12 protein-coding genes are annotated in these 14663 nt (G+C 56.0%); 5 read left to right on the top strand and 7 right to left on the bottom strand.

What is annotated here, in order from left to right; all coding sequences use genetic code 11:
• Positions 1 to 50: 50 nt before the first annotated feature.
• Positions 51 to 974, top strand: coding sequence for a LysR substrate-binding domain-containing protein (locus tag RSE16_14080; protein WRH75809.1), 924 nt, complete (start codon positions 51 to 53; stop codon positions 972 to 974).
• Here the strand turns inward: RSE16_14080 and RSE16_14075 are convergent.
• The 6 genes from RSE16_14075 to RSE16_14050 form a co-directional block, all read right to left on the bottom strand.
• A complete protein-coding gene (locus RSE16_14075; GenBank protein WRH75808.1) occupies positions 971 to 1924 on the bottom strand; it encodes an NAD(P)-dependent oxidoreductase in 954 nt (317 codons plus the stop codon). The genes RSE16_14080 and RSE16_14075 overlap by 4 nt on opposite strands.
• Before the next feature lie 138 nt (positions 1925 to 2062).
• Positions 2063 to 2968 carry a carbon-nitrogen hydrolase family protein gene (locus RSE16_14070; GenBank protein ID WRH75807.1) on the bottom strand — a complete coding sequence of 302 codons (906 nt, stop codon included), beginning with the start codon at positions 2966 to 2968 and terminating at the stop codon, positions 2063 to 2065.
• Positions 2965 to 3555, bottom strand: coding sequence for a GNAT family N-acetyltransferase (locus tag RSE16_14065; GenBank protein ID WRH75806.1), 591 nt, complete (start codon positions 3553 to 3555; stop codon positions 2965 to 2967). The genes RSE16_14070 and RSE16_14065 overlap by 4 nt, the downstream gene beginning before the upstream one ends.
• Positions 3552 to 3965 (bottom strand): ketosteroid isomerase-related protein, encoded by a 414-nt coding sequence (locus RSE16_14060; GenBank protein WRH75805.1) that lies wholly within the window; start codon positions 3963 to 3965, stop codon positions 3552 to 3554. Before RSE16_14060 ends, RSE16_14065 begins: the two co-directional genes overlap by 4 nt.
• 167 nt (positions 3966 to 4132) lie before the next feature.
• Positions 4133 to 4801: a lysophospholipid acyltransferase family protein gene (locus RSE16_14055; protein WRH75804.1), complete on the bottom strand. Its 669-nt coding sequence runs from the start codon at positions 4799 to 4801 to the stop codon at positions 4133 to 4135.
• A gap of 228 nt (positions 4802 to 5029) precedes the next feature.
• Positions 5030 to 5815 carry an SDR family oxidoreductase gene (locus RSE16_14050; GenBank protein WRH75803.1) on the bottom strand — a complete coding sequence of 262 codons (786 nt, stop codon included), beginning with the start codon at positions 5813 to 5815 and terminating at the stop codon, positions 5030 to 5032.
• A gap of 157 nt (positions 5816 to 5972) precedes the next feature.
• On the opposite strand from RSE16_14050, the gene RSE16_14045 reads away from it, so the two are divergent.
• The 4 genes from RSE16_14045 to RSE16_14030 are packed head-to-tail and all read left to right on the top strand — an operon-like array spanning position 5973 to position 13150.
• Positions 5973 to 8390, top strand: coding sequence for an FAD-dependent oxidoreductase (locus RSE16_14045; GenBank protein WRH75802.1), 2418 nt, complete (start codon positions 5973 to 5975; stop codon positions 8388 to 8390).
• Between the two features lie 4 nt (positions 8391 to 8394).
• Entirely contained in the window at positions 8395 to 10839 is a 2445-nt protein-coding gene (locus RSE16_14040) for an FAD-dependent oxidoreductase (GenBank protein ID WRH75801.1), read from the top strand.
• Positions 10839 to 12083 carry an aromatic ring-hydroxylating dioxygenase subunit alpha gene (locus RSE16_14035; protein WRH75800.1) on the top strand — a complete coding sequence of 415 codons (1245 nt, stop codon included), beginning with the start codon at positions 10839 to 10841 and terminating at the stop codon, positions 12081 to 12083. Before RSE16_14040 ends, RSE16_14035 begins: the two co-directional genes overlap by 1 nt.
• On the top strand, positions 12080 to 13150 hold the full coding sequence (locus RSE16_14030; GenBank protein ID WRH75799.1) for an alcohol dehydrogenase family protein: 1071 nt from the start codon (positions 12080 to 12082) through the stop codon (positions 13148 to 13150). Before RSE16_14035 ends, RSE16_14030 begins: the two co-directional genes overlap by 4 nt.
• Here RSE16_14030 and RSE16_14025 read toward each other — a convergent pair.
• Complete coding sequence (locus tag RSE16_14025; GenBank protein ID WRH75798.1) at positions 13147 to 14466, bottom strand: aspartate aminotransferase family protein; 1320 nt, start codon at positions 14464 to 14466, stop codon at positions 13147 to 13149. The two genes, RSE16_14030 and RSE16_14025, sit on opposite strands and share 4 nt — an antisense overlap.
• Positions 14467 to 14663: the final 197 nt, after the last annotated feature.

Below are 14663 nucleotides of genomic sequence, written 5' to 3'. Positions count from 1 at the left end.
CGGTCGCGGCCGGGGCGCTATCCCTGCAACGGGAGAGGAGCGGTCGCTCGATGGCCAACAAGTTTGAAATGAAGAAATTGCCGCCGCTCAAAGCCCTTAGGGGTTTTGAGGCTGCGACCCGGCACCAGAGCATTCGCGATGCGGCAGATGAACTATGCCTCACGCACCCCGCGGTCAGCCACCAGGTGCAACTGATCGAAGAAGCGTTGGGCGTTGCCATGTTCACGCAAGAAGGGCGGCATATCGTTTCCACCGAGGAGGGACGCGCACTCTATCCTTATGTCCGCAGCGCGTTCGAATCGCTGCTCGAAGGCGTCGAGGCGGTACACCGCCATGCCCTTGACAAACCCCTGCGCGTGCAGACCTATGTCACCGCCTCGATCCGCTGGCTCGCAAAGCGCGTGCCGTATTTCCTGAACGACCATCCTGAAGTGAAACTGACGCTGAGCACATGCGCGGTCGAATGGGAATTTGACGATGTTCATGCCGATGTCGGGCTGGTCTATTGTGAGACGGTTCCCGACCCCGGCAAATATCATTGGATGCCATTGTTCGAATATCCGCTCTTCCCGGTGTGTAGCTCCGCATTGCTCCGGAAAGTTGACGGACCAGTGACGATGGATTCGCTGAACACGATGCCACTGGTTGCGATTTATACAGAAGTTCAGAATTGGGAGGCATGGTTCGGATCGGCCGATGTGCCATTCCAGCCGACTGCACCGATGCTGATGGTCGATACGCTAGCTGTTGCGCTTGAAATGGCGCTGGACGGGCAGGGTATCGCGCTGGTCAACGGGCCCTTTGTCGATCAGGATCTGGCCGACGGCCGGCTGGTTCAGCCGGTGCCGCACAAGCTGATCTGCCCCGGCAATTGGGGGCTGATCTGCCGCAAGGACATGCGCGAGAATTTGCGTATCAAAACGTTTATGGATTGGATTGCCGCGCACGTCGATGCTGCGGCTATTATTCCCTAACGTTTGGGTACGACCTCATAGCCGCGCTCTTCAGGCTCATCGTCAACCATCTGGTCAGGGAAGCCGGTGCCCAGAACCTTGATGCCCAGAGGCTCTTCATAGCGGCGGATGATGTTGGGCGAAAATTCGCGAGAGCCATATTCCGCTTCCGCTTCCTTGAACAGGCGGACGATCAGCGGCGACATTTCGACAGGAACGCCTGCTTCTTGAGCGATTGTGTCGAACAGGCCAATATCCTTGGACACTAGATCCATGGTGAAGTTGATGTCTCGGCTGCCGTTCAGGATCACCTGGCTTTCGGTTTCGTGGACAAAGCTGTTGCCCGATGAAATTTTGATCGCCTCATAAGTGGTATTCATGTCTAGGCCGATTGCTTTGCAGGTGGTCAAGGCTTCGGCTAGTGCAACGAGGTGCACGGTGCACAGATAGTTGGTCATGACCTTCAATTGCGATGCCGTCCCAAGGTCGCCCGTGTGGAGGATGCGGCGGCCCATGGTGGTCAAGACGGGCAGTACGGCCTCAAAAGCTGCGCGGGGCCCACCTGCGAATATCGCGATGTTGCCGGTATCTGCGCGGTGGCACCCACCGGATACCGGGCATTCCATAAACAGCGCGCCGCGCGCTTCAACAAGCGCGCCAAGGCGGATGATTTCATTATAGTCAGTCGTGCTCATCTCAAGCCAGACTTGCCCTGGGCGCATGACCTGCAGGAAGCCGTCTTCGCCTTCCGCCACAGCTCTGCTGGCTGCGGGGGATGGCAGGCAGGTGATGATCAGGTCGACCGCCGCACCCATTTCCGCAGGAGAAGATGCTGACGTGGCTCCACGCGCGACATATTCAGCGACCAGCGCCGCATCCAGATCGCGGACGACAACATCATGGCCATTGCGGATCAGGCTGCCTGCAAGCTTGCCACCAACATTACCAAGACCGATAAATCCTATTTTCATACGAGCCGAATGATCCATCTCTCAAGCGGCAGGACTCTTTCCCGCCATTATGAGATGGTTAAGCCCCTTCCGCACCCCCGCCACAATTGAAAAATTTGGCAAAAGGGGTCAAAATTTTTGCGATAAAGCTGAGATTGCCTAGTCCAGAGGAACAATCTCTACGGGCAGGCTTGTCTGCGGTTGCCCGATAAACTGTTCCGGCCAATGGCTGAAAGGCCGCACGGCACCGTCTTTTCGCCATAACGGGACCCGCGCAAGGTCGATTTCGGAATAGAGCCAGCTGCTTTCGCCTTCCTTGCCCAAGGCGTGAACACCATCATCCGGGCTGTCGCCATCAGGGGGCACAAATATACCGGCGGCACCATAATTTTCATCCACTGCGACGGACCAAGGCGCCATACCAACCGTCGGGGCCTGAATGACAAAGCACTGATTTTCCAATGCGCGCGCTTGTGCGCCGATGCGCACTCGCCAATAGCCCTGCATTGTGTCGGTACAGGATGGGGCGAGTATGATCTTGGCGCCAGCTTCGGCTTGCGTGCGTGCGATCATTGGAAACTCGACATCGTAACAAATGGAAATGCCAATCGGACCAAGCGTGGTTCGAAACAGGCGCAGTGTTTCGCCGCCACTGATATCCCATTGTTCCCGTTCGAATCGGGTCATCACGATTTTGTCCTGATAGCCGGATCGGCCGTCGGGAACGAAAAGCGTGGCACGGTTCACAACCCGACCATTGCCGAGCATCGTCGGCATACTGCTCGCCAATATCGTGACCCCAAAACGCATCGCAAGCGCGCGATAATGGGCATTTGCAGCCTCTGCTGCGGAGATAACTGTCTGTAGCGACCCTTTCAGGTCTCCTGCTGTTGACGGTTCGATGGCTGATAGTTCCATCGCCGCATATTCAGGGAACAGCAGCAGATTTGATCTTGCCAATGTAGCATTCTCGACCCAGCGACCGACTTTCGTTTGCCAATCGGCGAAATCAGCGACAGCTTCTATTGGATATTGCGCGGCCGCAACTTTGATTGTTCCGGTCACAATGAACGCGACCAGAATTGCATCGGGTGGCTGGTTTCATTCAATTGATCGATATCTTTCCAGTCAAAATCACAGGTCAGCCCCTCAACTGGCATATAGCCGCGCGACTTCCAGAACGGCGCTAGGTCGCGCGGATCTGTTGGCCGCATAGCGTGATTGTCGGGCCGTATGACGGCGCAGAAGGTCGCGGCTGTGGCTCCTGCAGCACGGGCAGCAGCCTCTCTTGCGTCGAAAAATGCATGACCAATGCCCATGCCGCGACACGCAGGCAGCAATACCGATTCGCCGAAATAAAAAAGCCTGTCGACATCCATGCCATGCGCGCACGCAGCATCCCGAAACTCGGCCTTTTGTGAAGCCATGGGTGATGCCGTTGCCGCTCCCACAATCTGCTGATCCTGCTCGGCAATCACCAGAACCGATCCGGGCTCATTGGCGAATTCGTGCAGATATTCTGCTTCATATTCGACTGTGCCGTCATACAGATATGGCCAATCCCGAAACACCGCTATGCGCAACGCCGCCAGTTGCGGAATGGCCGCCAGCCGGTCTTCGGGTCTCAGCAAACTGCGGACAACCGGCTTCATGAAACCTGCGAAATCCAGTCTGTGAGATTGTAATAGACCGAAACGCGCCCGATCAGTTCACCATCCAGATCGAAAAATGCCCCCGCTGGAAGCTCGTAGCGCTGCCCATGCGCTGGCGGCAGGCCTTCGTCTGCGGCCTTGTAGACGCCATGCACGATGAATTCCGCTGCTGCGCGCGTGCCGCTATCATTGGCCATGATGACAATGTCACTCAGCTGCTCGGAATAGGCGGCATCCATGCGGTTGAGAAATGCTGCGAAAGCATCTTTGCCCGTTTCTCGTTCGCCCTGATTGATATCGTGCACGACTGTGTCTGCGAGGCAGGCCAATATGCCTTCATGGTCACCCGCGTTAAAGGCGGCATAATAACGCTCGATCAGTGCAGTTGCGGCCTCGCGCGATAATGGCATCGAAAAAACTCCCCCTTTTTTGATCTGGTCAGGCAACCGCCTGCCAAGCCTGATTGTCGGCTATCGCTTTAATCGCTGTCTGTAATCCTGCCCAGTCGATTTTACGGTATGATTCATTCTTAAGCGCTGGTGGAGGAGCGCTTTTGGTTCGACTGGGCCGCTAGAGCTTATGCCATTGCAGCTAGCATCCGCGAACGGGCCTCGGCGCACACTTCTTTCCGGTCAGCCTGCGTGGCGGGATCAAAGGGCTCAAGGAAGTGCACATTGACGGTAAAGTTCCCCGGTCGGGTAAATGCGCGCCATGCACTCTCCCAGCCGGTTTCTTCGCCCAGCCATGCGATTTCCGGACCTGCATCACCAAAGTCGAGCAAAACGGGTTGGATGAGCATTGGCTTTGGCGGCGGTGCCAGTGTCGCGAAAAGCGATGGTTTGAATGGCAATAGACCGAGCCCGTCGGAGGTGGTTCCTTCCGGAAAAAGCGTGACCGACCAGTTTTCTGCGATCGCATCGCGAAGCTCGGCTATCTGATCAGCGACGGTCTGTTTTTCGGTTCGACTAATAAAAATTGTGCGGTTTTGTGCCGCGAGCCAACCAATGATCGGCCACTTGCGCACCCCATCCTGAGCAACAAAGGCCGTTCCGGTGACCCCGCCCAAGATCGGAATATCGTGCCACGAAATATGGTTTGAAACAAAAAATACGTCCTTGCGCAACGCTTTGCCGTGAACCCTTACCTTGGCGCCCAGCGCGCGGGCGGAGATGCGCATAAAGAGCATCGCCCAAGGCGATGGCAGTTTGAGGATACGCCAAAGCAAGTGGAGCGGTAACAGGGGCATCAGTGCCACTGCAATCCACAACGTCCTTAATGCACAAAGTGCATAATCGCGAGGCGCTGCGGCCGGGAAGGGGATCGTAAGGGATGCCATATTTACCCGTTTCTGCGTCTATCGGACTTACCGACTTTACTGATGCCTGTATATTGTGACTATGTCGTGACGTGAGCCAATTGTTTGCGCCGCGTTGGTTTCAACGCGACGAAGGGGCCCTTTTAAAGCTTGTTATGGTCACCGGTCACCGGTCGCCGGCCGACGCGTCTTGATCCGCAATGCATCCCAGCTGGCATCGCCAGTCCAACCCCCGTCGACGGGAAGGCTCACGCCATTTATAAAACCATCGCTTTCTGCAAGAAATGCGATTGCGCGGGCCACCTCTTGCGGACGGGCAAAACGCGCTTGGGGAACGCGATTGATGATGTCGTCGTCGCTATAAGCTCCGGAACCCATGTCGCGGGCATCCATTTCGGTTTTTATCCAGCCAGGGCAAACCGCATTTACCCGCACGCCACGACCACCCCATTCTGCAGCCAAGGTCCGGGTCAGTCCGATCAGGCCATGTTTCGAAGCATTATAGGCGGTGCGATGGATCACGCCATGCAGGCCTGCGATGGATGCGACATTGACGATGCTGCCGCTGCCACGATCGAGCATCTGCTTCCCGAAGGCCTGACATAGCAAGAAGGGGGCGGTCAGATTGATCGAGATCACCTGTTGCCACTGGTCAATACTCGTTTCTTCAGCCGGGCAGATCAGGCTAATGCCGGCATTGTTTACCAAAGTATCCACGCCGCCATTGTCCCGCTGAACTTTCGAGGCGAGTTCCGATACAAAGCCGGAATCGGATATGTCGCCAGAAATTGCGGATAATTGTCTGCCTCCAGAGCGCAGATTCGCCAACTGATCGTCAAGCGGCTGCACATCTGTCATCACCACATGATATCCAGAATCCGCCAAAAGTTCGCTCGTCGCAAGCCCGACTCCTTGCGCTGCACCGGTTACTACCGCGACCTTCATTTATCTGTCCCCCAAGAATTTTCTGAGCTGTGCTGCCAAAGATGGATTAGCGCAACCCGAAAATTTTTTGAACCAATGGCGCGATAATCCCCATTTGTAACCAGCGTGTTTTGCAGACTAATGATGGTCAAGTTTTTGCCATGAGGAGCAGGGGTAAATGCAAACATCGGCGCGAGTTGTGATCATTGGCGGCGGGATTATGGGAGCATCGCTGCTCTATCATCTCGCTGAACTCGGATGGACCGATTGCCTTCTGATCGAAAAGGATGAACTGACGTCCGGGTCGACATGGCACGCTGCGGGCCAATGCCCCAACATAACCGGCAGCTTCAATCTGGCGAAGATGCATGCTTACTCCAATTGGCTGTATCCGCAGTTAGAGGGGCTGACCGGGCAATATGTCAGCTGGCACAAATCGGGCGGCATCCGCCTGGCGACCAACGAGCGCGAGCTTGCATGGATGCGCTACATTCAAGGTTTTTCAAAGATCATCGGGTTCGAGATGGAGATTATCCCGACCGAGGAAATCTTGAAATATAACCCATTCATGACTTTGGATGGCGTCATTGCCGGTGCGCGGACAACCGAAGATGGCCATGCTGATCCGTCGGGCATCTGCAATGCCTTGGCGATCGGGGCCAAGAATATGGGTGCCAAGATTGTCCGCAAGAATCGCGTGACGGGCCTGACCCAGTTGCCCAGTGGAGAGTGGGACGTGGAAACCGAGCAAGGAACGGTCCGCGCCGAAATCGTTGTGAATGCGGCGGGTTGTTATGCGCGGCAGGTCGCGCAAATGGCCGGCATCGACATTCCGGTCACCAACATGGAACATCATTATGTCGTGACCGATCCCATTCCTGCTTTTCAGCAGCGCGACGAGGAAATTCCCGTCATGCGCTGCCCGCACGTCTCGGGTTATTTCCGGCAAGAACAGAAGAGCGGGCTGATCGGCGTATATGAAAATGTCGGCCTTGCCGAAGCCTGGACCGCGCGCGGCGGCCATCCCGAATGGGATTCGACCAGCGAGCTGTTTCCCGAGGATCTGGAACGGATTGCTCCATGGCTTGAGCGCGCGATCGAGCGCATGCCGATCTTTGGCGAAGTCGGCCTTCGCCGTTTCGTCAATGGCGCGATTCCGCATACTCCCGATGGTGGCCCACTCCTGGGCCCGGCTGTGGGGCTTCGCAATTTCTGGCATTGTTGCGGTACCAGCTTTGGCATCGCCCAAGGGGGCGGGGCAGGCAAATATCTGGCGCAATGGATCGTTGAGGGCGATTCCGAGATCAACATGGCCGAATTCGATCCCCGCCGATACGGCCCCTATGCGGATGAAAATTACAGTCGCGACAAGGTCTTCCTTGATTACCGGATGACCTTCACCACAAGGCTCCCAGGCGAGGAAGAGCCCGATGGCAGGCCACAAAAGACCAGCGCGGTCTATGAACGGTTGAAGGTGGCAGGCGCGGTTTATGGCGAGACTTATGGCTGGGAGCGTCCCAAATATTTCGCACTCGATGGCGCGGAAGAAGAAGGCGGTTATCAGCGCACGAACAGCTTTGCCGCCGTCGCCGCCGAAGTTGCGGCAGTGGCGGAGCGTGTCGGCGTTCTGGATCTGTCCGGCTTTGCCAAATATGATGTGACCGGGCCCGATGCCGAAGCATTTCTGAACCGTATCTGCGCAAACCGCATGCCAAAAAAGCAGGGGGGAATTGCGCTGGCGCACTTATTGTCCCGACAGGGCCGCATCCATGGCGAAATGACGGTGACGCGCCTGGCAGATGATCATTTTTATTGCCTGTCCGCCGCTGCGGCCGAGCAGCGCGACTGGGACTGGCTGGTGCAGAGCAAGCTGTCCGGTGAAGATGTCACCCTGCGCAACCTGACCATGGATCTCGGCGTGCTGGTGATGAATGGCCCACGCTCCCGCGATGTGCTGGCGAAGCTGACCGATGCGGATTTGAGCAATGAAGGCTTCCGCTGGCTGAGCGGTCAGGAAATTACGTTGGCAGGGATAAAGACCCGCGCGCTGCGTGTGTCCTATGCAGGTGAACTGGGCTGGGAATTACACCCTGCGATGGATGATCTCTCAGCGCTCTATGATGCGGTGTGGGAAGCCGGTCAGGACTTTGGCATCGTCAATTACGGCCTTTATGCCGCCAATGCGATGCGCATGGAAAAGGCCTATAAGGCCTGGGGCTCTGAACTCACCAACGAACTGACCATGATCGAGGCAGATTTGCCGCGCTTCATCCAATTCAAGAAGGATGATTTCGTCGGCAAACAGGCGACGTTGGACGCGCCTGACAGGTTCCGGATCGTTTATGGAGAGGTCGACGCCGCCAATGTCGATGTGCGCGGCGCAGAACCGTGCATGATTGGTGATAACTGCATCGGCCTGACCACCTCTGGGGGCTATGGCCACCGAGTAGGCAAAAGCCTGTTTTTCGCTTGCGTGCCGATTGAGAATGCCGTCCCGGGTTCTACCTTTGAGATCATGCTGCAAGGGGAACGGCGCAAGGGCATAGTGCTCGAACATCCAGCCTATGATATTGATAACTTAAAGATGAAGGCCTGATTCAGTGGCTCAACTTCCCAAAAAAGCAAAAGTTGTCATCATCGGCGGTGGTGTCATCGGTTGTTCGATCGCCTACCATCTGACGAAGATTGGCTGGGATGATGTTGTCCTGCTTGAACGCAAGCAGCTGACCAGCGGCACAACCTGGCATGCCGCCGGTTTGGTCGGGCAATTGCGGCCGTCGATCAACATGACCAAGCTCGCTAAATATACCGGCGAATTGTATCGCGGTCTGGAAGCTGAGACCGGACAGGCCACCGGATATCGCCAATGCGGATCCATATCCATGGCGACCAATCAGGAACGTTTTGAGGAACTGAAGCGCAGCGCTTCCATGGCCAAGGTCTTCGACTTGCCGGTCCATGTGGTGACACCTGAAGAGATCAAGGCACTGGCAAATATCGTCAATGTTGATGATGTTGTTGGCGGCATTCATATCCCCAGCGACGGCTATGCCAATGCGGTCGATATCACCCAGGCGCTGGCGAAAGGCGCGCGAACCGGCGGCGCCCAGATATTTGAAAACACCAAAGTCACCAAAATCCGCCATAATGGGGATCGCGTTACGGGTGTAGAAACAGCAGAAGGTTCCATCGAAGCCGATTTTGTCGTGATCTGCGGTGGCATGTGGACACGGGATCTCGCCGCCAGCATTGGCGTCGCTGCGCCTTTGCATGCTTGCGAACATTATTATGTGCTGTTCGAAGGCGTTGAAGGTATCGACAACACACTGCCTGTGCTCCGCGACTATGATTATTGCGGCTACTACAAATATGACGCGGGCAAGCTGCTCGTTGGTGCATTCGAACCCAATGCCCGGCCGTGGGGTATGGATGGTATTTCCGAAGATTTCTGCTTTGATGAAATCGCCGGAAGCTTTGAACATTTTGAACCGCTATTGATGGACGCAATGCGCCGCGTGCCCGCGCTCGAAAATGCGGGCATACAGAAATTCTTCTGCGGTCCGGAAAGCTTCACACCGGATGTGCGCTATCATCTGGGCGAAAGTGCAGAGTTGAAGGGTTGTTTTGTCGCCGCTGGCCTCAACTCCATCGGCCTGCAATCGGCGGGTGGCGTAGGCAAGGTGATGGCTGAATGGATTCGCGATGGCATACCGCCCGCTGATCTTTGGACCGTTGATATCCGTCGCAACATGCCGTTCCAGATTAACCGGAAATATCTGCGCGAACGTGTGACCGAAAGCCTCGGCCTCCTCTACGCGACACATTACCCCTTTAAGCAATATGAAACAGCGCGCGGTGTGCGTAAATCCGCACTGCATGACCGATTGGCCGCAACCGGTGCTTGCTTTGGTGAAGCCTTTGGTTGGGAACGGGCGAACTGGTACGGTGAACCGGGCAGTACGCCCAGTTATGAATATAGCTATGGCCGGCAAAACTGGTTTGAGGCCAATGCCGCTGAGTGCAAGGCGGTGCGCGAGGCAGTCGGCCTGTTCGATCAGTCAAGCTTTGCCAAATTCCGGCTTGAGGGGCGCGATGCCTGTGCAGTGCTGAATCGTGTTTGTGCCAATGATGTCGATGTTGCGCCCGGCAAACTGGTCTATACGCAGTGGCTCAACGACAAAGGTGGAATTGAGGCTGATCTAACCGTCACACGTCTCTCCGAAACTGCCTATCTTATCGTGACGGGCGCAGAAACCGAGGTGAAGGATTTCAACTGGCTCAAGCGCCATATGCCGGACGACGCAAATGCGGTGCTAACCAATGTTTCGTCGGCTATGGGCGTTATCTCTATCATGGGGCCGAACGCGCGTGCGTTGCTGCAATCGATTTGCCCCAATGATCTGTCGCATGAGGCCTTTCCTTTTGCGACCAGCCAAGAAATCGAACTGGGCTATGCCATTGTCCGCGCATCGCGCATCACCTATGTCGGCGAATTGGGCTGGGAGCTTTACATTCCCACCGAATTCATGACCGGGGTCTATGATGAAATTGTCGCCGCCGGCGCCGCTTTCGGCCTCCGACATTGCGGCTACCACGCGCTCAACGCGTTGCGGATGGAAAAGGCCTATCGCCATTGGGGCCATGATATCACCGATGAGGATACGCCGTTGGAGGCGGGCCTTGGCTTTGCGGTGAGGATGGACAAACCAGGTGGATTTATCGGGCGCGAGGCTTTGCTCAGGCAAAAGGAAGAAGGCCTGAAACAGCGCCTCGTCCAGTTCCTGCTGAAGGACCCCGCCCCCATGCTCTATCATAATGAACCGATCTGGCAGGGCGACCGTATCGCCGGTTACATTCGTTCCGGCATGTATACACATGGCCTCGGAGGCGCATGCGGGCTGGGCTATGTGACTGCTGCCGATGGCGGTGTGGTCGGCGCAATCGGTGCCGATGATTATGAGATCGAGATCGCCGGCGTGCGCTATCCCGTCACAGCCTCGCTCAAGCCGCTATATGACCCCTCAAACGCCCGGATCAAAATCTGATGTCACATACTGAACTTATGAGCCGCCTCGCCAACAATACGCGCGTTGGTTTTAGTTTCGATCAGGAATTCTATTGCAGTGACGCCGTGTTCAATGCCGACATGGATCAGATTATCAGCCGCAAATGGCTGCTGGCAGGTCATGTCTCGCGCATTCCGAACAAGGGTGATTATTTCCTCTTTCGCGTTGGCAGCGAACAGATCATCGTCATCCGCGAAAATGCAGACAGCATCCGAGCTTTTTTCAACGTATGCCGACATCGCGGTTCAACCATTTGTCAGGCCGAAAGTGGCAATGCGCCCAAGCTTGTTTGCCCTTATCATGCCTGGACATTCGGGTTGGACGGCAAATTGCTCGCCGCTCGCTTGATGCCTGAAGATTTTGACAAGGCAGAGAACAGCCTGTTTTCCTGCCATGTCCGTGTCTTTCACGGCCTCATTTTCATCAATATGAGCGAGGATGAACCGGATGATTTCGACGCAACCTTTGGCGATATGGGGCCGATCCTCGACTATCATGGAATCGCTGATGCCCGCATAGCCCATGCCGGAAGCTATCCGACCACGGCCAACTGGAAGCTGGTCATCGAAAATTTCTTTGAATGCTATCATTGTGTGCCATCGCATCCTGAATTTTGTTCGATGCACGCGGCCGAATCTATTGTGGCTGTAGGGGCCGGTCCAAGTTCTGGCCCTGCAGATGCCATCGCCGCTTATGCGCCCAAGGTACAAGCCTGGGAAGAAAAGGCAGCCGCTCTCGGCCGCCCTATTGGAAATATCGACGATGCACCGGATAGCAGCCACCTGCGCTTGATGATGCAACGGATGAACAAGGATGGCTGGGCAGCCGAAACCCAGGATGGCACTGCCCCCTCGCCATTGATGGGCAAGCGGACGGCCCCGGACGGCGGGCGTATGCATCTAAGTTTCAGCCCTTTCAGCCAAATTGTCGCTGACGATCATTTCGTGATCTTGTTCCAGTTCACGCCGCGTTCGGCGCTTGCATCTGATGTCGAAATGATCTGGCTCGTCGATGGTCGCGCGACCGAGGCAGAGGTTGATATCGACAAGATGATTTGGGGCTATCATGCCACAACAACGCAAGACAAGGTGATAACCGAGAACAATCAGGCCGGCATCATGTCCAGCCGCTATCGTCCGGGCCGCTATTCGGATCAGGAGGGCAGCGTCATCAAATTCCAGAAATGGTATTTGAACCAGTTCGGCTTGGATCGTGCCGAATGACCATTCCGGCTACCATGCGTGCAGTGTTGCTCACCGGCCATGGTGGATTTGAAAAGCTCGAACTGCGCGATGATGTGCCAGTTCCATTGCCGGGGCCGCACGAAGTTTTGATCCGTGTCGGCGCTGCAGGTGTCAACAATACGGATATCAACACGCGTATCGGTTGGTATTCGAAAGCCGTGGCGGAAGCCACCGATGCAGGAGCTGCGACTGGCATTGCATCTGCCGAGGATGACGGCTGGTCGGGCGAGGCGTTCCAGTTTCCGCGCATCCAAGGCGCGGATGCCTGCGGTCGGATCGTCGCGGTCGGCTCTGATATCGATCCCGCACGCATCGGCGAACGCGTTTTGATTATGCCCAATCTCCCGGGAACCGGGCGGTATGATATTCGCTATTTCGGTTCCGAAGTGGACGGGGCCTTCGCAGATTACACCTGTGTGCCTGCCGGCAATGCTTTTGCAGTTACCTCTCCGTTTTCTGACGCTGAACTGGCTAGCTTTCCCTGTGCTTATGCGACTGCGGAAAACATCCTTTCGCGTATCAAGCTGGCCGCAGGGGAGCAGGTGTTGATAACAGGCGCATCGGGCGGGGTTGGTTCTGCGGCTGTGCAACTTGCCAAACGCCGTGGCGCAGTAGTGAGCGCGATAGTCGGGGTGGAGAAAGCGTCGGCGTTACGTGATCTTGGAGCTGATCATGTTATCTTCCGCGACGCTAATATTGAGGCCTTGTTCGGCCAGGACCATTTCGATGCCGTCGTCGATATAGTCGGCGGAGCCCAGTTCGGGGCGATCCTCAACGTCCTCAAACGCGGAGGCCGATATGGAGTTGCCGGTGCCATCGCTGGGCCGGTGGTCGACCTCGATCTGCGAACCCTTTATCTGAAGGACCTGACACTAATCGGCTGCACCGTCCTTGAACCGGAAGTGTTCAGCAATCTGATCAGATATATCGAGGGCGGAGAAGTTAAACCATTGGTCGCGAAGACATTCCCGCTCTTCGAAATTGTGGCTGCCCAAGAAGCATTTCTGACCAAAGGCCATGTCGGTAAGATCGTACTGACGCTTTAGTCCACCATCTCGAGCACATCCCCGATACGCCCAATCATCTCGTCTATATGCACCTTCTCAAGGATGAGAGGCGGCGAAAGCGCTATGATGTCTCCGGTTACGCGGATCAGCAGGCCGGTGTCAAAGCAGCGGTGAAAGACTTCCATCGCGCGCTTGCCGACAGCACCAGCCCGAGCCTCAATTTCTATGCCGGCAACGATACCGACATTGCGGATGTCGATCACATGACGCTTGTCCTTCAGACTGTGGACTGCATCTTCCCAATAGCCGCTTAAATCGGCGGCGCGTTCAAACAAGCCTTCCGACTTGTAGATGTCGAGCGTTGCGATGCCGGCGGCGGCGGCGAGGGGGTGGCCGGAATAGGTGTAGCCATGGAAAAGCTCGATTCCGTCTGGCCCGCCCTCTACAATGGCGTCGTGTACATGGCGGCTGACCGCGACAGCGCCCATGGGCACGGCCGCGTTTGTAAGGCCTTTGGCCATGGTGATCAGGTCTGGCGTTACGCCAAAAACCTCTGAAGCGGTGGCCCCGCCCACGCGACCGAACGCGGTGATAACTTCATCAAAAATGAGCAATATGCCATGCTTCGTCGTAATGTCGCGCAGCTTCTGAAGATAGCCAACCGGGGGCGGAAGCACGCCTGTGGAACCTGCCATTGGTTCGACAATGACGGCGGCGATGGTTTCGGCACCATGCAACGTTACAATGGATTCGAGCGTATCGGCAAGATGCCCACCCCATGAGGGTAGGCCCCGCGAAAAGGCGTTGTGCTCCAGATTGAGCGTATGCGGAAGATGATCGACGCCGGTCAGAAGTGTACCGAACTGCCGGCGGTTATTGACGATTCCGCCAACGGAAATTCCACCAAAACCAACGCCATTATAGCCGCGTTCGCGGCCGATCAGTCGCGTGCGGGTGCCTTGGCCGATGGATCGTTGATAGGCGAGTGCGATCTTCAGCGCGGTATCGACCGATTCCGATCCGCTATTTGTGAAGAATATCCGGTCAAGATTTTCGGGCATCAGGGTTGCAACGCGCGAGGCCAGTTCGAAAGCGAGCGGGTGACCGAGCTGGAATGGCGGTGCATAATCGAGTTCCGCCGCCGTTTTCTGGATGGCCTCGATTATGGGTGTCCGGCAATGGCCGGCATTGACTGCCCACAGACCGGCTGTGCCATCAAGGATCTGCCGCCCGTCATCGCTGGTATAATGCATATCCTTGGCGGATTTTAGCTGGCGTGGATGCGCCTTGAACGCCCGGTTCGCAGTGAAGGGCATCCAGAATGCGGCAAGTGGATCGTTTTCGAGTGTCATCATGGTGCTCCGGGGCTAAGGCTTGCCGCTTATGCAACGACGATAGAAATCGCGTGATTGAATTCTTTATTTCAATCGGAAAAATTGTTTGCGTTCAAGTGACTGCCTTTGGGCGATCACATGACGTTTCTGCATGCTGCTGTTTGGCTCGCGCGTAAAAACTCGTTGAACTCGACATTATTTCAAAAATACACAATATA

The organism is Sphingobium sp. (assembly GCA_035196065.1).
In the GTDB taxonomy this organism is placed as follows: domain Bacteria; phylum Pseudomonadota; class Alphaproteobacteria; order Sphingomonadales; family Sphingomonadaceae; genus Sphingorhabdus_B; species Sphingorhabdus_B rara.
Note: the sequence above shows the minus strand (reverse complement) of the source record. Positions and strands in the feature narration are given on the sequence as shown.